The sequence below is a fragment of the Pseudomonas sp. B40(2017) genome (genome assembly GCF_002112855.1).
GTDB classification, from domain to species: Bacteria; Pseudomonadota; Gammaproteobacteria; order Pseudomonadales; family Pseudomonadaceae; genus Aquipseudomonas; species Aquipseudomonas pharyngis.
The window spans coordinates 317,453-336,624 of sequence record NZ_NEIT01000007.1 but is presented as its reverse complement, the minus strand read 5'-3'; the positions used below and the strand labels follow the sequence as shown (position 1 = coordinate 336,624).

Annotated in this window: 19 protein-coding genes; 13 read left to right on the top strand and 6 right to left on the bottom strand. The window is 61.4% G+C overall.

Annotation, left to right across the window (positions count from 1 at the left end):
* Positions 1–124 precede the first annotated feature (124 nt).
* Together CAF76_RS21555 and preA are read left to right on the top strand one after the other, a co-directional pair.
* A complete protein-coding gene (locus CAF76_RS21555; RefSeq protein ID WP_085648340.1) occupies positions 125–1,492 on the top strand; it encodes an NAD(P)-dependent oxidoreductase in 1,368 nt (455 codons plus the stop codon).
* The gene (gene preA / locus CAF76_RS21550) at positions 1,493–2,767 is read left to right on the top strand and encodes an NAD-dependent dihydropyrimidine dehydrogenase subunit PreA (protein WP_085648339.1); all 1,275 of its coding nucleotides are present in this window, start codon (positions 1,493–1,495) and stop codon (positions 2,765–2,767) included. It abuts the gene before it with no gap.
* A gap of 115 nt (positions 2,768–2,882) precedes the next feature.
* On the opposite strand, the gene CAF76_RS21545 is transcribed toward preA, so the two are convergent.
* On the bottom strand, positions 2,883–3,503 hold the full coding sequence (locus tag CAF76_RS21545; protein ID WP_007952885.1) for a TetR/AcrR family transcriptional regulator: 621 nt from the start codon (positions 3,501–3,503) through the stop codon (positions 2,883–2,885).
* 147 nt (positions 3,504–3,650) lie between these two features.
* Here CAF76_RS21545 and CAF76_RS21540 point away from each other — a divergent pair, with 147 nt between their 5' ends.
* Genes CAF76_RS21540 through copD form a run of 3 tightly spaced genes read left to right on the top strand, consistent with a single transcriptional unit; the run spans position 3,651 to position 5,356 of the window.
* Complete coding sequence (locus CAF76_RS21540; protein ID WP_085648338.1) at positions 3,651–4,085, top strand: GNAT family N-acetyltransferase; 435 nt, start codon at positions 3,651–3,653, stop codon at positions 4,083–4,085.
* A gap of 47 nt (positions 4,086–4,132) precedes the next feature.
* Positions 4,133–4,495 carry a copper homeostasis periplasmic binding protein CopC gene (copC, locus tag CAF76_RS21535; RefSeq protein ID WP_085648337.1) on the top strand — a complete coding sequence of 121 codons (363 nt, stop codon included), beginning with the start codon at positions 4,133–4,135 and terminating at the stop codon, positions 4,493–4,495.
* 3 nt (positions 4,496–4,498) lie between these two features.
* On the top strand, positions 4,499–5,356 hold the full coding sequence (gene copD / locus CAF76_RS21530; RefSeq protein WP_085648336.1) for a copper homeostasis membrane protein CopD: 858 nt from the start codon (positions 4,499–4,501) through the stop codon (positions 5,354–5,356).
* A gap of 2 nt (positions 5,357–5,358) precedes the next feature.
* Here the strand turns inward: copD and CAF76_RS21525 are convergent, their stop codons facing one another.
* Both CAF76_RS21525 and CAF76_RS21520 read right to left on the bottom strand, forming a co-directional pair.
* Positions 5,359–6,501: an HlyD family secretion protein gene (locus tag CAF76_RS21525; RefSeq protein ID WP_039767224.1), complete on the bottom strand. Its 1,143-nt coding sequence runs from the start codon at positions 6,499–6,501 to the stop codon at positions 5,359–5,361.
* The gene (locus CAF76_RS21520) at positions 6,498–8,153 is read right to left on the bottom strand and encodes an MFS transporter (RefSeq protein WP_085648335.1); all 1,656 of its coding nucleotides are present in this window, start codon (positions 8,151–8,153) and stop codon (positions 6,498–6,500) included. The genes CAF76_RS21525 and CAF76_RS21520 overlap by 4 nt, the downstream gene beginning before the upstream one ends.
* 195 nt (positions 8,154–8,348) lie before the next feature.
* Here CAF76_RS21520 and CAF76_RS21515 point away from each other — a divergent pair, with 195 nt between their 5' ends.
* The 7 genes from CAF76_RS21515 to CAF76_RS21485 all read left to right on the top strand — a co-directional run bounded on the left by CAF76_RS21515 (position 8,349) and on the right by CAF76_RS21485 (position 15,598).
* Positions 8,349–9,299, top strand: a complete 951-nt coding sequence (locus CAF76_RS21515; RefSeq protein ID WP_085648334.1) for a polysaccharide deacetylase family protein — start codon at positions 8,349–8,351, stop codon at positions 9,297–9,299.
* Between the two features lie 171 nt (positions 9,300–9,470).
* Complete coding sequence (locus CAF76_RS21510; protein ID WP_085648333.1) at positions 9,471–10,766, top strand: OprD family porin; 1,296 nt, start codon at positions 9,471–9,473, stop codon at positions 10,764–10,766.
* Positions 10,767–10,915: 149 nt separating this feature from the next.
* Positions 10,916–11,740, top strand: coding sequence for an NAD(P)-dependent oxidoreductase (locus tag CAF76_RS21505; RefSeq protein ID WP_085648332.1), 825 nt, complete (start codon positions 10,916–10,918; stop codon positions 11,738–11,740).
* 46 nt (positions 11,741–11,786) lie between these two features.
* A complete protein-coding gene (locus CAF76_RS21500) occupies positions 11,787–12,680 on the top strand; it encodes an SMP-30/gluconolactonase/LRE family protein (protein ID WP_085648331.1) in 894 nt (297 codons plus the stop codon).
* Between the two features lie 60 nt (positions 12,681–12,740).
* Positions 12,741–13,712 carry a TRAP transporter substrate-binding protein gene (locus CAF76_RS21495; protein ID WP_064597546.1) on the top strand — a complete coding sequence of 324 codons (972 nt, stop codon included), beginning with the start codon at positions 12,741–12,743 and terminating at the stop codon, positions 13,710–13,712.
* 78 nt (positions 13,713–13,790) lie between these two features.
* Positions 13,791–14,318 carry a TRAP transporter small permease gene (locus tag CAF76_RS21490; protein WP_039767235.1) on the top strand — a complete coding sequence of 176 codons (528 nt, stop codon included), beginning with the start codon at positions 13,791–13,793 and terminating at the stop codon, positions 14,316–14,318.
* Positions 14,318–15,598 carry a TRAP transporter large permease gene (locus CAF76_RS21485; protein ID WP_039767236.1) on the top strand — a complete coding sequence of 427 codons (1,281 nt, stop codon included), beginning with the start codon at positions 14,318–14,320 and terminating at the stop codon, positions 15,596–15,598. The genes CAF76_RS21490 and CAF76_RS21485 overlap by 1 nt, the downstream gene beginning before the upstream one ends.
* A 48-nt stretch (positions 15,599–15,646) precedes the next feature.
* On the opposite strand, the gene CAF76_RS21480 is transcribed toward CAF76_RS21485, so the two are convergent.
* The 3 genes from CAF76_RS21480 to CAF76_RS21470 are packed head-to-tail and all read right to left on the bottom strand — an operon-like array spanning position 15,647 to position 18,078.
* On the bottom strand, positions 15,647–16,447 hold the full coding sequence (locus tag CAF76_RS21480) for a sulfite exporter TauE/SafE family protein (protein ID WP_085613200.1): 801 nt from the start codon (positions 16,445–16,447) through the stop codon (positions 15,647–15,649).
* Between the two features lie 9 nt (positions 16,448–16,456).
* Positions 16,457–17,701: an FAD/NAD(P)-binding oxidoreductase gene (locus CAF76_RS21475; RefSeq protein ID WP_085648330.1), complete on the bottom strand. Its 1,245-nt coding sequence runs from the start codon at positions 17,699–17,701 to the stop codon at positions 16,457–16,459.
* 38 nt (positions 17,702–17,739) lie between these two features.
* Positions 17,740–18,078 carry a helix-turn-helix transcriptional regulator gene (locus CAF76_RS21470; RefSeq protein WP_007952897.1) on the bottom strand — a complete coding sequence of 113 codons (339 nt, stop codon included), beginning with the start codon at positions 18,076–18,078 and terminating at the stop codon, positions 17,740–17,742.
* A gap of 104 nt (positions 18,079–18,182) precedes the next feature.
* Between CAF76_RS21470 and CAF76_RS21465 the strand changes: the two genes are divergently transcribed.
* A complete protein-coding gene (locus CAF76_RS21465) occupies positions 18,183–19,046 on the top strand; it encodes an MBL fold metallo-hydrolase (protein WP_085648329.1) in 864 nt (287 codons plus the stop codon).
* The last annotated feature ends 126 nt before the right edge of the window (positions 19,047–19,172 follow it).

The window sequence follows — 19,172 nt, the reverse complement described above, 5'->3', positions numbered from 1 at the left end:
CCCACAGGTGTACGCATTCCAAATGTGGGAGCCAGCCTGCTGGCGATGAGGCCAGTTCAAACACCACAAAAAACCACTGCCCGACAGAGGCAGAAAACCTCAAATAACCGTGAGGCAAAAAACCGTGATCGAGACCCTGAACCATCTCCCGCACCCGCACGAAAGTGCGGCCGCCCTCGCCGGCCATTTCACTGATCTGGCGCCGCCGCTCAACGACCGCCAGGCGCATCTGGAAGCCTCGCGCTGCCTGTATTGCTACGACGCGCCGTGCGTGAATGCGTGCCCGAGCGAGATCGACATTCCGTCGTTCATCCGCAATATCCATCAGGACAACGTGCCCGGCGCGGCGCAGAAAATCCTTTCGGCAAACATCCTCGGCGGCAGTTGCGCACGGGTCTGTCCGACCGAGATCCTCTGCCAGCAAGCTTGCGTGCGCAACAACGCCCACGAATGCGCGCCGGTGCTGATCGGCCTGCTGCAGCGTTATGCCGTGGACAACGCGCACTTCACCGAACACCCGTTCCAGCGCGCCGCCGCCACCGGCAAACGCATCGCCGTGGTCGGTGCCGGCCCGGCGGGTTTGTCCTGCGCACATCGCAGCGCGATGCACGGGCATGACGTGGTGATTTTCGAAGCGCGGGAGAAGGCTGGCGGGCTCAACGAATACGGGATCGCCAAGTACAAACTGGTCGACGACTACGCGCAGAAGGAGCTGGATTTCCTCCTGCAGATAGGCGGCATCGAAATCCGTCACGGCCAGAAACTCGGCGACAACCTGACTTTGAGCGAACTGCATCAACAGTTCGACGCAGTGTTCCTCGGCCTCGGTCTCAATGCGAGCAAGCAACTCGGCCTGGCCCACGAAGACGCTCCCGGCCTGCTCGCCGCCACCGACTATATCCGCGAACTGCGCCAGGCTGATGACCTGTCGCAACTGCCGCTGGCCGAGCGCTGCATCGTCCTCGGCGCCGGCAATACCGCCATCGACATGGCCGTGCAAATGGCCCGCCTCGGTGCCCGTGACGTCAATCTGGTCTATCGCCGTGGCGCAGCGGACATGGGCGCCACCGGCCACGAACAGGACATCGCCAAGGCCAATCAGGTGCGGCTGCTGACCTGGGCGCAACCGGATGAGGTGCTGCTCGATGCCCAAGGCAAGGTGCGTGGCATGCGCTTCGCCCGCTCCCAGCTGGTGGACGGTCGCCTGCAAACCACTGGCGAGACTTTCGAGTTGGCCGCCGATGCAATCTTCAAAGCCATCGGCCAGGCCTTCGACGGCAGCGCCCTCGCCGACCCGCTGGCCCGCGAACTCAAGCGTCAGGGCGAACGGATTCAGGTCGATGAAAACCTGCGCACCAGCATCCCCGGCGTGTATGCCGGCGGCGACTGCACCAGCCTCGATCAGGACCTGACCGTGCAAGCGGTGCAACACGGCAAACGCGCCGCCGAGGCGATCAACGCTCAACTGATGCTCAACGTGGAGGCTGCGTAAATGGCCGATCTCTCGATTGTCTTCGCCGGTATCAAAGCCCCCAATCCGTTCTGGCTGGCCTCCGCGCCGCCGACCGACAAGGCCTACAACGTGGTGCGCGCCTTCGAAGCCGGCTGGGGTGGCGTAGTGTGGAAAACCCTGGGTGAAGACCCGGCGGCGGTCAACGTGTCGTCGCGCTACTCGGCGCATTACGGCAACAACCGCGAAGTGCTGGGCATCAACAACATCGAACTGATCACCGACCGCTCGCTGGAAATCAACCTGCGGGAAATCACCCAGGTGAAAAAGGATTGGCCGGACCGCGCGCTGATCGTTTCGCTGATGGTGCCGTGCGTCGAAGAGTCGTGGAAACACATCCTGCCGCTGGTGGAAGCCACCGGCGCCGATGGCATCGAATTGAACTTCGGCTGCCCACACGGCATGCCCGAGCGCGGCATGGGCGCAGCGGTCGGTCAGGTGCCGGAGTACGTCGAACAGGTTACGCGCTGGTGCAAGACCTATTGCTCGCTGCCGGTGATCGTCAAACTGACGCCGAACATCACCGACATCCGCGTCGCCGCCCGCGCTGCACACCGGGGTGGCGCGGATGCGGTGTCGCTGATCAACACCATCAACTCGATCACCAGCGTCGACCTCGAACACATGGTCGCCCTGCCCACCGTCGGCAGCAAAAGCACCCACGGCGGTTATTGCGGCTCGGCAGTGAAGCCGATCGCGTTGAACATGGTCGCGGAAATCGCCCGTGATCCACAGACCCAGGGCCTGCCGATCTGCGGCATCGGCGGCATTGGCAGCTGGCGTGATGCGGCGGAGTTCATCGCACTGGGCAGCGGCGCGGTGCAGGTGTGCACGGCGGCGATGCTGCATGGCTTCCGGATTGTCGATGAGATGAAGGATGGCCTGTCGCGGTGGATGGACAGTCAAGGCTACGCCAGCATTGCCGAGTTTTCCGGGCGCGCGGTGGGCAACACCACGGACTGGAAGTACCTGGACATCAACTATCAGGTGATTGCGAAGATCGACCAGGAGGCATGCATCGGTTGCGGGCGTTGCCACATTGCCTGCGAAGACACTTCACACCAGGCGATCAGCAGCCTGAAACAGGCCGATGGAACGCATAAATATGAAGTGATCGATGATGAGTGTGTGGGGTGCAATCTGTGCCAGATCACTTGTCCGGTGGCGGATTGCATCGAGATGGTGCCGATGGAAACGGGCAAGCCGTTTCTGGACTGGAATCATGATCCGCGCAATCCCTACCACGTCAGCCCTTGAGCTCGGCGGTTTCTGACCCGACGCTTTCGCGAGCAGGCTCGCTCCCACATTTGGAATGCACTTTCCTGTGGGAGCGAGCCTGCTCGCGAAGAGGCCAGCACGGCCACCACAAGACTCAGGGCTCCAACCCGATCCCCCGCAAAATCACACTCGTCACCGTCTGCACCGCCCGCTCGAACTGCATGTCCGACAGCGGCTGGTGCTCATTCAGAATATTCACCTGATGATCGAAGTCCGCATAGTGCTGCGTCGAGGCCCAGATCATGTACAGCAGGCTCGACGGCTCCACCGGCAGAATCCGCTTGTCCTCCACCCACTGCCGGATCTTCGCCTCCTTCATCTTCGCCCAGTCGTACAGGCTCACATCCAGCGCCTCGCCGAGGGTCGGGGCGCCGTGGATGATTTCGTTGGCCCAGACTTTCGAACCGTAAGGCCGGCTGCGCGAGTGGTTCATCTTGGCGCGGATGTAGCTGCTGAGCACCACGCGCGGATCGTCGAACATCTCGAAGCACAGCGCGTCCTGCTTCCACACTTCCAGCAGGTCGAACAGCACCGCGCTGTACAGCTCGCTCTTGGTCGAAAAGTAGTAATGCAGATTGGAGCGCGGCAGCTGCACTTCCGCGGCGATGTCCGCCATGGCGGTGCCGCCGAAACCTTTCTCGGCGAAGACTTTCTCCGCCGCCAGCAGGATCTTGTCGACGTTGGTGCGGCGGATTTCGATCTTGTGATTGCCCATGAGGGCTCCCTGAAGACAACGTGGTTGAAGACTAGCATCCGCTCTGGGCACGGGGCGACAGCCGAGAACGATTCTTCACACACTTGGGCTTTTTTCTGGTTTAGGATCGCCCTCCTTCTCCCCGTCAGACACTGAAGGATCCTGCCCATGACCATTCGAAAGCGCATCGCTGCGGATGATCCGCAGCTCGCCGCACTGTGGGAGCGCTCGGTCCGCGCCACCCACGATTTCCTCCCGGAAGACGACATCCACCGGCTGTTCCCGCTGGTGCGTGACACCTACCTGCCCGCCCTGGACGTGCAGGTTTTCGAGAACCCCGACCACTCCCCGGCAGGCTTCATCGCCACCGACGACGACACCGTGCAGATGCTGTTCATCGACCCGGCCCAGCGTGGCCAGGGCATCGGCCGGCGCTTGCTCGACCATGTCCGCCGCCCACTGCTGAAGGTCGACGTCAACGAACAGAACCCGCAAGCCCACGGCTTCTACCGTCACTACGGATTCGAAGACATCGGCCGCTCGGCACTCGACGGCGAAGGCCGGCCCTTTCCGGTCATTCACATGCGCCTGAAAGCCCTGTGATCCACGTTCTATACTCAGCCGGCCATTTCACTGAAAGGAATCTTTCCATGCCGATGAAAAAACTCTTCACCGCTGGCGCGCTGCTGGCTTCGCTGATCGTCACTTCCCAGGCGTTCGCCCACGCCCATCTGAAAAGCCAAACTCCGGCTGCCGACAGCACCGTCGCGGCACCGGCCGATCTGCGCCTGGTGTTTTCCGAAGGCGTCGAAGCCAGCTTCACCAAAGTCACCGTGACCCACGATGGCAAGCCGGTGACGGTCAAACCGCTGACCACCGAAGGTGACAAGAAAACCCTGATCGTCACCCCCGAAACACCGCTGACCGCTGGCGAGTACAAGGTCGAATGGCATGCGGTGTCGGTCGACACACACACAAGCGAAGGCGCCTATCAGTTCAAGGTTGGCCAGTAATTCATGAGTGAAGCGCTGGTGCTGTGCCGGTTCCTGCATTTCATCGTGGTGTTGATGCTGTTCGGGGCCTGGCTGTTCCGGCCGCTGCTGCTCAAGGGTGAAGCGCCGACGCTGGATCGGCACCTCGCGCGACTGGCTCGCTGGCTGGTAGCGATTGCCTTGGCCAGCGGCGTCATCTGGGCGTTGTTGATTACCGCAAGCATGGCCGGATCGGCGGCGGCCGCGTTTGATCCGCCCACCGTCGAGCTGGTTCTCGGTCATACGTTTTTCGGTCAGGTCTGGCGCTGGCATCTGTTGATCAATGCGCTGTTGCTGGCGTTGCTGTTGACGCCGTGGCGTTCGAGCCAGCCATTGCGGCTGGGCCTGAGTGCGCTGCTGCTGATGACGCTGGCACCGGTCGGACACGGGGCGATGCTCGATGGCTTCAGCGGGCAAATGCTGATCCTCAATCAAGTCATTCATTTGACCTGCGTCGGCGCCTGGCTCGGCGGGCTGCTGATGCTGGTAATGATCCTGCGCCAACCTGACAAAGACATGCGCGAAGTTTTGCAGCGTTTCAGCGGGCTCGGTTACGCACTGGTCGCCGGCCTGCTGATCACCGGGCTGATCAATGTGCGCGTGCTCACCGGCCAATGGTGGCCGACACCGCTGTTCTCGGGCTTCGCCCTGATCCTGTTGATCAAGGCGCTGCTGGTGTTTGGCATGCTCGCCCTGGCGCTGTTCAATCGCCTGCGGATCAACGATTGCGAACAACGGCTCGACACCCTCAAGCGCAGCGTCATGCTCGAATGGCTGCTGGGGATCGGCGCCGTGGCGGCGGTTTCCGTGCTTGGCACCTTGCCGCCGATGACCGCCGCCTGAGGTCAGTGTTTCTGGGTGTCACCCGCCGCCGTATCAATGCTGACCACCACCGACATCCCCGGCCGCAGGCGCTCGCTTTCCTGCTGATCCGGATCGATGGTGATGCGCACCGGCACCCGCTGGGCGATTTTCACGAAGTTGCCGGTGGCGTTGTCGGCCTGCAACAACGCGAATTCGGAACCGGTGCCTGGTGAGATGTGCTGCACATGGCCGGTGAATTTGCGGTGGTTCAAGGCATCGACGGTGAAACTCGCCGGCTGCCCCACGCGCACATTGTCCATCTGGGTTTCCTTGAGGTTGGCGATCACCCATTTCTGGTTCGGCACCAGCGCCATCAACTGCGCCCCGGAGTTGACGTAAGCGCCCAGACGCACGCCGATCTGCCCGAGCTGACCGTCGCGCGGGGCGATGATCCGGGTGTTGGACAAATCGATCCGCGCCAACTGCACCGCCGCCTCGGCACTGGCCACCGCCGCTTCCAGTGAGCCGCGATTGACGATCACCGTTTGCAGATCCTGCCGGGCGATCTCCAGATTGGCCTTGGCCTGCGCCACCGCCGCAATGCTTTGCGCATTGGCGGCCAGCGCCACGTCCATCTCACGCTTGGACACGGAACCGTCATTGACCAGCGCCTTGTTGCGTCGCAAGTCGGCCTCGCTTTTGCGCAACTGCGCCTCGCTGTCGGCCACCACCGCCTGCCGCAGCTTGATCGTGGCTTCGGCGCTATTGCGCTGCTGCACCACGTTGGCCAGCGAGGCCTTCTGCACCGCCAGTTGTGCCAGCGACTGGTCGAGACGTTGCTGATAGATGCGGTCATCGAGACGCACCAGCAAATCGCCTTCTTTCACAAACTGGAAGTCCTGCACCGGCACTTCAAACACATACCCACTGAGCTGCGGGCCGATGATCGTCACCTGCCCGCGCACCAAGGCGTTTTCGGTGGTCTCAACTGCGCTGCTGAACGGCGGCAGTTGCCAGGCGTAAAGCACGATCAGCACACCGACGATGGCAATCGCGGCAAAGCCCAGCGACGAGATGATCCGCACCCGCAACGAACGCGGCTCGGTGTTCGGTGATGACGGCGGCGCCACACCTTCAGGGGTGGCGGCGATGGCATTGGTGGTCGTAGTGGTCGGTTCGGTCATGAAGAAGTGGCACCGCTGGAAGGTACGGAAGGTGTCGGGGCGACGGTTTTGGTGGTACTGATCAGCCACAGCGCACGGATGGAAATCCAGATCATGGTCAGGATCGCGATCACCGCAATCAGCATGAACACATCGTTATAGGCCAGTACGTTGGCTTCGCGCGTGGCGGCGTTGGCCAGGCTGCGAATGCCTTGCAGATTGCGCAGACTCGGGTCGGCAATCACGGAGCCGACCGCCGATCCGCCGCTCTGCACCCGGGCGGCGACACGCGGGTCGGACATCACCAGTTGCTCGACGATGTGGCTGGAATGAAATTTCTCGCGCACGATCTGGAAAGTTCCCAGCAACGCCGCGCCGATCAGGCCGCCGAGGTTGTTGCAGATCCCGAACAACACCGAAAAACTCACGAGGTTGCGCGGGTTGGTCAGCACGTTGCGCGTGCCCAGCACCATGGTCGGCCCGAGGAAGAACGTACTGCCGAACGCCAGCAGGAACTGGCTGAAATACAGGTTGCCGGGGCGGGTCAGGTTGTTCGATGAGCTGTCCATGATCGAGCCGGTGGCCATCAACGCCAGCGAAATGATCAGCGGCATCAGCAGGTGTTTCGGGTCGATGGTCAGCGCACTGGTCAGCAACCCGGCGACGCTGCCGATCAGCATCACCACATACAGGCTATGAAGCTGCTGGCTGCTCATGTTCAGGTTCTGCATGAAGCCCACGGCGCCGGTGGATTGCTCCGAGGTCACCATGCGAATCAGGATCACCGCCAGCGCCAGGCGGATCATCACCCCGCTGCCGAGCCAGCGGGTCATCAGCATCGGGTTGCTGCGGTTATGTTCGATGGCCAGCCCCGCGAGAATCAGCGCAATCGACGCGGCCAGGGCGATACCGATCCAGTCGGCCTCCAGCCACCAGTCGATCCGCCCCAGGGACAACACCGCGCACAACAGCGCGACGCCGCTGGCGAGGATCGCGAAGGTCAGGAAGTCGAGCGGTTCGAAGGTCTTGAACCGGTCACCCGGCGGCAGTTTGAGCATCAGGACGCAGCCCAACGACAGCAGCGCCATACCCAGTTCAAACAGGTACAGGCCGCGCCATTCGGCGATCTGCAGCAGGTCTTCGGAAAACAGTCGCGCCAGTGGCAAGGCCAGCTGTGAGGTGCCGAGGCCCAGCACCAGCGCCTTCATCCGCCATTTGGCCGGGAACGCCTGCACCATGTAATACAGGCCCAGTGAACTGAGCGCCGCGCCAACCATGCCGTGGGCCGCACGCACGGCGATCGCCGAATTCAGGTCATTGACGAACAGATGGCCGAAGGTCACCAGCGCATACAGCACCAGAAACACCTCGGTGAACGCCCGCAGGCCGAACTGCTGGCGAAACTTCACCAGCAGCAGGTTCATCGACACGTTGGTCATCACATACGCCGCCGGCAGCCAGGCCATCTCCGCCGTCGTCGCCCCGAGCGCGCCTTGCAGATAAGGCAGGTTGGCGACCACCAGCGCATTACCCAGCCCACCGGTTACCGCCACCAGCAAGCCCACCAGCGCATAAGCCAGACGCTTGGGGTTGGAGTGCAGCGGCGTCGAGGGGGAGCCGGGCAGACTGGGCTTCTCGTGCGGCTGCCAGTTGCGCGGGGCGTATTGATCCATTGAAAGGCCTTGTCTTGTAGTCGCTTAAGTGTGCCGCAAATCCTGACCAAACACCTATCCAGGCTCGCTCCCACCAGGAATTCGTGCATCGCGATTCGTAAATTCTGTTTAAAAGACATCTCGCCCGCAGCGGATTTTTCCAAAGCGTAGCGGATGCCAACCTTGCAGCACTTCTCAACCTGAAAGGTGCCCGATATGACCACTCCCCGTTGGCAACGCTCCCCGCGTCTGCTGAAAAACCTGCTGGCCGCCGCGCTGTTGCTGCCAGCCCTCACCTTCGCTCAGGAACGCCCGTGGCCGGATGGCTCGCAACTGGTCATTTCGGTGTCGATGCAATTCGAAACCGGCGGCCAGCCCGAGGGCGCTGAAAGTCCGTTCTCCGGCACACCGCTGCCAAAAGGCTACCCGGATCTACCGGCGCAGACCTGGTTCGATTACGGCTACAAGGAAGGCCTGTGGCGCATGCTCGATCTGTGGGATCGCACCGGCATTAAAGTCACCTCCCACGTGGTCGGCGAAGCGGCGCTCAAGCACCCGGACCTGGCCAAGGCGATTGCCGAGCGTGGCCATGAACTGGCGGCCCACGGCATGCGCTGGGCCGACTCGTACAACATGAATTACGCCCAGGAAAAACAGTTCATCGGTGATGGCGTCGCCGCGGTGGAAAAAATCACCGGTCAGCGCTCGGTCGGCTACAACGCCAACTGGCTGCGCCGCAGCCCCAATACGTTGAAGGTGCTGCAGGATCTGAATTTCACCTATCACATCGACGATGTCAGCCGCGACGAGCCGTTCGTGACCATGGTTCGTGGACGCAAATTCGCCGTGGTGCCGTACACCCTGCGCAACAACGACATCGTGCTGGTCGAGGGCCGGCATTTCTCTGCCGAACAGTTCTATCAGCAACTGGTGCTGGAATTCGATCGCCTCTACGCCGAAGGCGCGAGCAAGCGGCGGATGATGTCGGTGAGTCTGCACGACCGCATCGGCGGCACCCCGGCGATGGTCGAGGCCATGGAGCGCTTCATCCGGTACGCCCAGTCGCATTCGAAGGTGAGTTTCATGCGCAAGGATCAGATCGCGCAGATCGTGCTGACCGAAAAAAATCCCCTGATCGATAACACTGAAGCGCTCTACAACCAGTAAACGTGCCGAAAGCAGCCCTCTTCACAGCGCTTTGAGGGCTGCCCGCTCACCCAAAGTCATCGTACGACGCCCTGTTGACTTTTCCGGAAAACCTCGCAAATATCCGCAACCATGTTGTACGACGACGTATAACAAATAATAAAAACAACAAATGAAACAGGGAGCGTCACAGTGAGCACACTCGTCTGCAATTCCGTCCGCACGTCCCGTTTTTCTATCCCCCGCCCGCGTTCCACCCTGAGCCTGATCGGCTGCGGCAGTCTCGCCCTAGCCTTGCCGATGAGCGCCGATGCCGAGGGCTTCCTCGAAGACAGCAAAGCCACGCTGAACCTGCGCAACGCCTACTTCAACCGCAACTTCGTCAACCCGAACTATCCGCAGGGCAAGGCCGAAGAGTGGACGCAGAACTTCATTCTCGACGCCAAATCCGGTTTTACCCAGGGCACCGTCGGCTTTGGCCTGGACGTGCTGGGTATGTATTCGCAGAAGCTTGATGGCGGCAAAGGCACGGGCGGTACGCAGCTGCTGCCGATTCACGATGACGGACGCCCGGCGGACAATTTCGGGCGACTGGGTGTTGCGCTCAAGGCCAAGGTGTCGAAGACCGAACTGAAGGTGGGTGAATGGATGCCGGTGTTGCCCATCCTGCGCTCGGACGATGGTCGCTCCCTGCCCCAGACCTTTCGTGGCGGCCAGATCACCTCTACCGAAATCAATGGCCTGACCCTTTACGGCGGGCAGTTCCGTGGCAACAGCCCACGCAACGATGCCAGCATGGAAGACATGTCGATGAACGGCCGCGGCGCCTTCACCTCCGACCGTTTCAACTTTGGCGGCGGCGAATACACCTTCAACGACAAACGCACGCTTGTCGGTCTGTGGTACGCCGAACTCAGCGACATCTACCAACAACAGTACTTCAACCTCAGCCACAGCCAGCCGCTGGGCGACTGGACGCTGGGCGCCAACCTCGGTTTCTTCACCGGCAAGGAAGATGGCAGCGCCCAGGCCGGCGACCTCGACAACAAAACCGCTTTCGCCATGCTCTCGGCCCGGTACGGCGAAAACACGTTCTACATCGGCCTGCAAAAACTCAGTGGCGACGATGCCTGGATGCGCGTCAACGGCACCAGCGGCGGCACCCTGGCCAACGACAGCTACAACGCCAGCTACGACAACGCGCAGGAGCGTTCCTGGCAGATCCGCCACGACTACAACTTCGTGGTCCTCGGCGTCCCCGGGCTGACGCTGATGAACCGCTACATCAGCGGTGACAACGTGCACACCGGCACCATCACCGACGGCAAGGAATGGGGGCGCGAGTCGGAGCTGGCCTACACAGTGCAGAGCGGTCCGCTGAAAAACCTCAACGTCAAATGGCGCAACGCGACGATTCGCCGGGACTTCAGCACCAATGAATTCGACGAGAACCGGATCTTCATCAGTTACCCGATTTCGTTGTTGTAAACCCTGGCATGGGGTGAACGGAGGGTGAATCGGCCTTCCGTCACTTACACCGAAAGTCGCGTTGACAAGTTCCGGAAACCCTACCGATACTTCAGCGCAGTCATACGACAACCTACAACAAACCTAATAACAACGTGTAAGGGATTGCCATGACGTCCACCTCCACCGCCCCAACTCCGTTCAATCGCCTGCTGCTGACCGGCGCCGCCGGTGGCCTGGGCAAAGTCCTGCGTGAACGTCTGCGCCCGTATGCCAACGTGCTGCGCCTGTCGGACATCGCCGCCCTCGCCCCGGCCATCGATGACCGCGAAGAAATCGTGCTCTGCGACCTCGCCGACAAAGCTGCCGTGCATCAGCTGGTCGAAGGCGTGGATGCGATCCTGCACTTCGGTGGCGTCTCGGTGGAGCGCCCCTTCGAAGAAATCCTCGGCGCCAACATCTGCGGCGTATTCCATATCTATGAAGCGGCACGCCGACACGGTGTGAAACGGGTGATTTTCGCCAGCTCCAACCATGTCATCGGCTTCTACAAACAGAACGAACACCTCGACGCCAGCTCTGCTCGCCGCCCCGACGGCTACTACGGTCTGTCCAAGTCCTACGGCGAAGACATGGCCAGTTTCTACTTCGATCGCTATGGCATCGAAACTGTCAGCATCCGCATCGGCTCGTCGTTTCCCGAACCACAGAACCGCCGAATGATGCACACCTGGCTGAGCTTCGACGATCTCACCCAACTGCTCGAACGTTCGCTGTACACCCCCAACGTCGGCCACACCGTGGTTTATGGCATGTCCGCCAACAAGGATGTGTGGTGGGACAACCGCTTCGCCAGTCACCTCGGTTTCGAGGCCAAAGACACCTCCGAAGTGTTTCGCGACAAGGTCGAGGCGCAGCCCATGCCGGCAGCCGATGACCCGGCGCGGATCTACCAGGGCGGAGCCTTCGTTGCGGCCGGCCCGTTCGGCGATTGATCGCTGCGCTTGTCCGTCTCCAAAAGCACAAACCAAGGGAATGAGTATGCAAGCCGAATTGATCGTCGACGCCCGCAACGCTGTGGGTGAAAGCCCGGTCTGGGTGCCACAGGAAAACGCCTTGTACTGGGTCGATATCCCCAACGGTGGCCTGCAGCGCTGGAACGCCGACACTGGCCATGTTCACGCCTGGAAGGCGCCCGAGATGCTCGCCTGCCTCGCCCGACACAGTCGCGGCGGCTGGGTGGCCGGCATGGAGAGCGGATTCTTTCACCTGCAACCGCATGCCGATGGCAGCCTCGACAGCGACCTGCTCGGCCCGGTGGAACACAACCGCCAGGACATGCGCCTGAACGACGGTCGCTGCGACCGCCAGGGTCGGTTCTGGGCCGGCAGCATGGTGCTGAACATGGGTCTGAATCTGTCCGAGGGCCGGCTCTATCGTTACGGTGCCGGGCAAACAGGCGTGATCGAGGCACAGCTTGATGGCTTCATCGTGCCCAACGGCCTGGGCTTCAGCCCGGACGGCAAAACCATGTACCTGTCGGACTCGCACCCGAACGTCCAACTGATCTGGGCTTTCGACTACGACACCGAGACAGGCACACCCTCCAACCGGCGGGTGTTCGTGGACATGAACCATTTTTACGGCCGCCCCGACGGCGCAGCCGTGGATGCCGATGGCTGCTACTGGATCTGCGCCAACGACGTCGGCCTGATCCATCGTTTTACCCCCGACGGTCGCCTTGACCGCTCGCTGCAGGTACCGGTTAAAAAACCCACCATGTGCGCCTTCGGCGGCAGCCGGATGGACACCTTGTTCGTGACTTCGATTCGCCCCGGCGACGACCAGGATCCGCAGTCCCTGGCCGGTGGCGTGTTCGCCCTCAACCCCGGCGTCAAAGGCCTGCCGGAGCCAATGTTCGACGATTTGCTGTAACCCGCCCTTGCTGCATTGCTGTGCCTTGAACACAAAAATAACAAGACTGGAGAACCCCTCATGGACTTCAAACGCACGTTGCTCGCCGTCGCCCTCCCCCTCGCGCTCACCTTCGGCAGCGCGGCCCAGGCGCTGGAAATCAAATTCGCCGACATCCACCCCGCCGGGTATCCGACCGTGGTCGCCGAAGAACAGTTGGGCAAGACCCTGGTTGCCGAAAGTGACGGCAAGCTGACCTTCAAGATGTTCCCCGGCGGTGTACTCGGCTCGGAAAAGGAAGTGGTCGAACAGGCCCAGGTCGGCGCCATCCAGATGGCCCGCGTCAGCCTCGGGATCGTCGGCCCTGTGGTGCCGGACGTGAACGTGTTCAACATGCCGTTCGTGTTCCGTGACCAGGCGCACATGCGCAAAATCATCGACGGTGAAATCGGTGACGAGATCCTCGACAAGATCACCAACTCCGAATTCAACCTCGTGGCGCTGGCGTGGATGGATGGCGGCACGCGCAACATCTACACCAAGAAACCGGTGCGCAGCCTGGCGGACCTCAAGGGCATGAAAATCCGCGTGCAGGGCAACCCGATGTTCATCGAAACCATCAACGCCATGGGCGGCAACGGTATTGCCATGGACACCGGCGAAATCTTCAGTGCCCTGCAGACCGGCGTCATCGATGGCGCGGAAAACAATCCGCCGACCCTGCTTGAACACAACCACTACCAGAACGCCAAGTTCTACAGCCTGACCGGGCACCTGATCCTGCCCGAGCCCATCGTGATGTCGAAAATCACCTGGGAAAAACTCAGCCCCGATCAGCAGACCCTAGTGAAAAAAGCCGCCAAGGCTGCGCAGGCCCAGGAGCGCACGCTGTGGGACGCCAAGTCGGCCAGCAGTGAAGAGAAACTCAAGGCCGCCGGCGTCGAGTTCATCACCGTCGACAAGAAACCCTTCTACGAGGCCACCGCTTCGATCCGCGAAAAATACGGCGCGCCCTACGTCGACCTGATCAAACGCATCGAAGCCGTTCAGTAACCTCCCTGCCCTCAATACAAGGCCCGGCAGCGCTGGCGTCGCTCGGCGCTCACGCCTGCCCGGTTACGGTGGAACCCGATGAAGAATTTGCTGCTGCGCATCAATGACCGGATCTACATGGCCTGCATCTGGGTCGCCGGTCTGTCGGTGCTGACCATTTCCCTGATCATTCCCTGGGGCGTGTTCGCCCGTTACGTCCTCGGCACCGGCTCAAGCTGGCCGGAGCCCACCGCCATCCTGCTGATGATGGTCTTCACCTTCATCGGCGCCGCCGCCAGCTATCGCGCCGGCGCTCACATGGCGGTGGCGATGGTCACCGACCGCCTGCAACCGAACATGCGTCGAACCATGAGCATCGTTTCCCAAGTGCTCATGGGCACCATCTGCCTGTTCATGACCATCTGGGGCACCAAGCTCTGCCTGTCAACGTGGAACCAGTTCATGAGCGCCCTGCCGACATTGCGCGTCGGCATCACCTACATGCCGATCCCGATTGGCGGCGCGCTGACGCTGATTTTCGTGCTGGAAAAACTCTTGCTCGGCGATCAAAGCAATCGCCGCGTGGTGCGGTTCGACCTGGTTGAAGAAAACGAAGGGGCTGCCTGATGGACGCATTGATTCTGCTGGGCAGTTTTATCGCACTGATCCTGATCGGCATGCCGGTTGCCTATGCGCTCGGGCTGTCGGCGCTGATTGGCGCGTGGTGGATCGACATCCCGTTCCAGGCCCTGATGATTCAGGTGGCGGGCGGGGTGAACAAATTCTCGCTGCTGGCGATTCCATTCTTCGTGCTCGCCGGCGCGATCATGGCCGAGGGCGGCATGTCGCGGCGACTGGTTGCGTTCGCCGGGGTCCTGGTGGGCTTCGTGCGTGGCGGGCTGTCGCTGGTCAACATCATGGCCTCGACCTTTTTCGGTGCGATTTCCGGCTCGTCGGTGGCCGATACCGCGTCGGTGGGTTCGGTACTGATCCCGGAAATGGAGCGCAAGGGTTATCCCCGGGACTTCTCCACGGCAGTGACCGTCAGTGGTTCGGTGCAGGCCTTGCTGACTCCGCCGAGTCACAACTCGGTGCTCTACTCGCTGGCCGCCGGCGGCACTGTGTCCATCGCTTCGCTGTTCATGGCGGGTGTCGTGCCGGGCCTGCTGATGAGCGCGTGCCTGATGGTGCTGTGCCTGATCTTCGCGCGCAAACGCGACTATCCCAAAGGCGAAGTGATCCCGATGCGCGAAGCCTTGAAGATCTGCGGCGAAGCGCTGTGGGGGCTGATGGCGATGGTGATCATTCTCGGCGGAATTCTCTCGGGGATCTTCACGGCCACCGAGTCGGCGGCCATCGCCGTGCTGTGGTCGTTTTTCGTCACCATGTTCATCTACCGCGACTACAAATGGAGCGAACTGCCGAAACTGATGCATCGCACGGTGCGCACCATTTCCATCGTGATGATCCTGATCGGCTTCGCCGCCAGCTTCGGCTACATCATGACCCTGATGCAGATCCCGGCGAAAATCACCACGCTGTTCCTGACCCTGTCCGACAACCGCTACGTGATCCTGATGTGCATCAACGTCATGCTGCTGTTGCTCGGCACCGTGATGGACATGGCACCGCTGATCCTGATCCTTACGCCGATCCTGATGCCGGTGATCCTCGGTATCGGCGTCGACCCGGTGCAGTTCGGCATGATCATGCTGGTCAACCTCGGTATCGGCCTGATAACCCCGCCGGTGGGCGCCGTGCTATTCGTCGGTTCGGCGGTGGGCAAGGTCAGCATCGAAAGCACCGTGAAGGCGCTGCTGCCGTTCTATGCGGTGCTGTTCCTGGTGCTGATGCTGGTGACCTACGTTCCGGCACTGTCGCTGTGGTTACCGCACCTGGTGTTGTAACGCGATCGCTGTGGCGAGGGCGCCTGCTCCCTCGTCACAGACTTCATATCAAGCCCGCAGCAACATGTAAGCCGCAACCACCAGGCACACACTGGCAAACCCCACCTGCAACGTCCTCGCCGGTACTCGCGCGCAAAGTTGGCGACCGATGATCATGCCGATGATGCTCGCCACAATGAACGCAGCACCCAGTCGATCTATCCGCACGCCCGCGTGGAACGCGCCGATCACGCCGATGGCGGAAATCAGGCTGATGACCATCAGTGAAGTGGCAACGATCCCGCGCATCTGTACATCGGTCAGTTGCTTGAACGCCGGCACGATCAGAAACCCGCCGCCCACCCCCAGCAACCCGGACACCACACCGGTGACAGCGCCCAGTGCCGCAAGGGTCGCGGTGCATTTGGCGGTCCAGTCGAAACGGCCGGTCTGTTCATTGAGCATGCAGTTCTTCTGGCCCCAACTGGCGTGGCCATGGTCGCTCGGGCCCTCCTGCTGGCGTTCGCGACGCAGCATGCGCCACGCCACCATCACCATCAGCAGGCTGAACAGAATCATCAAAACCTTTTCCGGCAACTGATGGGCGAAGTAGATGCCCACCGGCGAAAACACCGCGCCGAGCGCCGCAATCAGCAGCGCCGCGCGATAACGCACCAGACCATGGCGCAAACCATCAATCGCGCCGACTGCCGCCGCGCTGCCCACTGCAAACAACGCCACCGGCGCCGCTTGCGTCATCGTCCAGCCCAGCCCCAGCACCAGCGCCGGCACGGCGAGAATCCCGCCGCCGGCCCCGGTCAGACCAAGGACCAATCCCATCACCACGCCAAACAGACTTGCCAGCAACATAGAGTGTTCTCAGTCGACCCTGGACAGACGCGTCAGCCATTCGCGGCCCTTGAGCATGCCGTTCCAGTAGAACCACGGCAGCAGCGTCGCCTTCAGCCACCACGCGGAGCGGCGCGGCACGGTCGGGTCGAGGGGAAAGGTCGGCAGCAGTTTTCCGCCATAGCCGAACTCGGCGAGGATCACCTTGCCCTTCTCCACCGTCAGCGGGCAGGAACCGTAGCCGTCGTACTTCAGCGGCAGTGCCAGATCCTTGCGCAGGGCGAGAAGGTTTTCCGCCACCACCACGACTTGCTTACGCACTGCCGCGGCGGTTTTCGCATGGGTGGTGCCGCAGATATCGCCCAGGGCAAACACATCGGGATAACGCGGATGTTGCAGCGTGTGCGGGTTGACCTCGCACCAGCCGCTGGCGTCGGCCAACCGACTCTGCGCGATGAAATCCGGCGAAACCTGCGGCGGGACGACGTGCAGCAGATCGAAAGTCTTGGCCTGACGGGTGACGTTGCCGTCCGCATCCTTGACGTCGAACCAGGCAGTTTTCGCCGGGCCGTCGACCTTCACCAGATTGGAATTGAACGCCAGCCGCGCGTTGTATTTTTCGATGTACTTCATCAGCGGCGGCACGAAGGTCGGGACGCCGAACAATGCGGCGCCGGCCAGATTGAACTCGACCTCGACCTTGCTCAGCACGTTGCGCTTGAGCCAGTGATCGCAGGACAGGTACAGCGCCTTCTGCGGCGCGCCGGCGCACTTGATCGGGATTGGCGGCTGGGTGAACAGGGCTTTGCCGCCGCGCAGTTTCTGCACCTGATCCCAGGTGTATTGCGCGTGCTGATAGCTGTAGTTGGAAGTGACGCCGTGCTGGCCGAGGCTGTCCTGCAGGCCTTCGATCTTCTCCCACGCCAGGCGCAGGCCGGGGCAGACGATCAGGTTCTGATAGGTGATGGTGCGTTGATCGTTGAGGGTGAGACGGCGCTGGTCGGGGTCGATGCCGGTCACTGCCGCCTGAATCCAGGTGGCCTGGCGCGGCATCACTTTGTTCATCGGTCGGGCGGTGTCTTTGGCGTCATAGGCGCCACCGCCGACCAGCGTCCACGCCGGTTGGTAGTAATGCAGGGTGCTCGGCTCGATCACCGTGATTTTCAGGCCGGGATCGCGCTTGAGCAGGCTCGCGACAAAACCGATACCGGCAGTGCCGCCGCCGATGACCACGATGTCCGCACTGATGGATGGGCCCCAGTGTTGATCGTTCATTGTTTGTTCCTTATGGCTGCACGCAAGGATAGCCGGGACTATTGCGCCCAGCTTTTGAGCACGGCTCCGCAGTAGAGTCCGGAAAGGGTTTTCATCACCTGGATCACTTCGTGACTGGCGAGACCGTAAAAAATGTACTTGCCTTCACGACGAGTCGCGACCAGCCCTTCATCACGCAGGATGCCCAGTTGCTGGGACAGGGTCGGCTGACGCACGCCGGTCATTTTCTCCAGCTCGCCGACGTTGCGCTCGCCCTGGGTCAACTGGCACAGGATCAGCAGCCGATCCTCATTGGCCAAGGCCTTGAGCAAAGAACAGGCCTTGGAAGCCGAGGCGCGCAGTTGCGCCACTTCACATTCGGTCAGACTGGATTGCATTTGCAGGATGCCTTCAACGTCACTTAAGCTGCGGACATTATGTGTTTACATAAAGTGTTGCAACCCACTACTGATTTTTCGTCCTCTGCCACAGGTTCATGTCCATGCCCGCGTTGATTGAAGCCTTTCTCGACCCCGCCTCCTCGACCTACAGCTACGTGGTCTACGAAGCCGACGGTGGGCAATGCGCGATCGTCGATCCGGTGCTCGATTACGACGGTGCCGCCGGCCGCACCTGCACGCTGCAAGCCGACCGGATCATCGCGTTCGTGCGCGAACATCGACTGCAGGTGCAATGGCTGCTGGAAACCCACGCCCATGCCGACCACCTCTCCGCCGCGCCTTACCTGCGCCGGGAACTGGGGGGCAAGATCGCCATTGGCGAATCCATCAGCAAAGTGCAGGACGTATTCAAAGCGCTGTTCAATCTGGAGCCGGAGTTTCGTGTCGATGGATCGCAGTTCGATCATCTGTTCACGCCGAACGAGTCATTCAGGATCGGCAATCTCAAGGCCACCGCCCTGCACGTCCCCGGCCACACCCCGGCGGACATGGCCTACTTGATCGATGGCGAACAGATTCTGGTCGGCGACACGCTGTTCATGCCCGACGTCGGCACCGCTCGTTGCGACTTTCCCGGCGGCAACGCCCATCAATTGTTCAATTCGATTCACAAGCTGCTGGCCTTCCCCGCCAGCGTGAAGCTTTACGTCTGCCACGACTACCCGCCGCAAGGCCGTGACTCGCAGTGCCAGACCACTGTAGGCGAACAGCGCAAAAGCAATATCCATGTGCATGACGGCATCGATGAAGCCACGTTCGTTGAAATGCGCACACGGCGGGACGCGGGGTTGGGAATGCCGACGCTGTTGCTGCCGGCGATTCAAGTCAACGTCCGGGCAGGAAACCTGCCGCCGGCGGAAGGCAATGGCGTTGTCTACCTGAAGATTCCCATCAACTCCGTGTAAGAAAAAAACACTAAGGGAACCCGAAACAAGGGGATTCGTACCTGTCACGTCGGACCCCATGAACTGGGCGTAATCTCGGCCAGAAGGCAGACTTCATGGAGTAATCAACCCATGGAGATTTGGCAA

Bases quoted from the DNA above. Each gene is read 5' to 3' on its own strand.
- CAF76_RS21505 (WP_085648332.1), top strand. From the start codon at position 10,916: ATGACGTCCACCTCCACCGCCCCAACTCCGTTCAATCGCCTGCTGCTG.
- CAF76_RS21500 (WP_085648331.1), top strand. From the start codon at position 11,787: ATGCAAGCCGAATTGATCGTCGACGCCCGCAACGCTGTGGGTGAAAGC.
- CAF76_RS21545 (WP_007952885.1), bottom strand. From the start codon at position 3,503: ATGGGCAATCACAAGATCGAAATCCGCCGCACCAACGTCGACAAGATC.
- CAF76_RS21525 (WP_039767224.1), bottom strand. From the start codon at position 6,501: ATGACCGAACCGACCACTACGACCACCAATGCCATCGCCGCCACCCCT.
- CAF76_RS21515 (WP_085648334.1), top strand. From the start codon at position 8,349: ATGACCACTCCCCGTTGGCAACGCTCCCCGCGTCTGCTGAAAAACCTG.
- CAF76_RS21520 (WP_085648335.1), bottom strand. From the start codon at position 8,153: ATGGATCAATACGCCCCGCGCAACTGGCAGCCGCACGAGAAGCCCAGT.
- CAF76_RS21480 (WP_085613200.1), bottom strand. From the start codon at position 16,447: ATGTTGCTGGCAAGTCTGTTTGGCGTGGTGATGGGATTGGTCCTTGGT.
- CAF76_RS21465 (WP_085648329.1), top strand. From the start codon at position 18,183: ATGCCCGCGTTGATTGAAGCCTTTCTCGACCCCGCCTCCTCGACCTAC.
- CAF76_RS21540 (WP_085648338.1), top strand. From the start codon at position 3,651: ATGACCATTCGAAAGCGCATCGCTGCGGATGATCCGCAGCTCGCCGCA.
- copD (WP_085648336.1), top strand. From the start codon at position 4,499: ATGAGTGAAGCGCTGGTGCTGTGCCGGTTCCTGCATTTCATCGTGGTG.
- CAF76_RS21470 (WP_007952897.1), bottom strand. From the start codon at position 18,078: ATGCAATCCAGTCTGACCGAATGTGAAGTGGCGCAACTGCGCGCCTCG.
- copC (WP_085648337.1), top strand. From the start codon at position 4,133: ATGCCGATGAAAAAACTCTTCACCGCTGGCGCGCTGCTGGCTTCGCTG.
- CAF76_RS21495 (WP_064597546.1), top strand. From the start codon at position 12,741: ATGGACTTCAAACGCACGTTGCTCGCCGTCGCCCTCCCCCTCGCGCTC.
- preA (WP_085648339.1), top strand. From the start codon at position 1,493: ATGGCCGATCTCTCGATTGTCTTCGCCGGTATCAAAGCCCCCAATCCG.
- CAF76_RS21485 (WP_039767236.1), top strand. From the start codon at position 14,318: ATGGACGCATTGATTCTGCTGGGCAGTTTTATCGCACTGATCCTGATC.
- CAF76_RS21475 (WP_085648330.1), bottom strand. From the start codon at position 17,701: ATGAACGATCAACACTGGGGCCCATCCATCAGTGCGGACATCGTGGTC.
- CAF76_RS21490 (WP_039767235.1), top strand. From the start codon at position 13,791: ATGAAGAATTTGCTGCTGCGCATCAATGACCGGATCTACATGGCCTGC.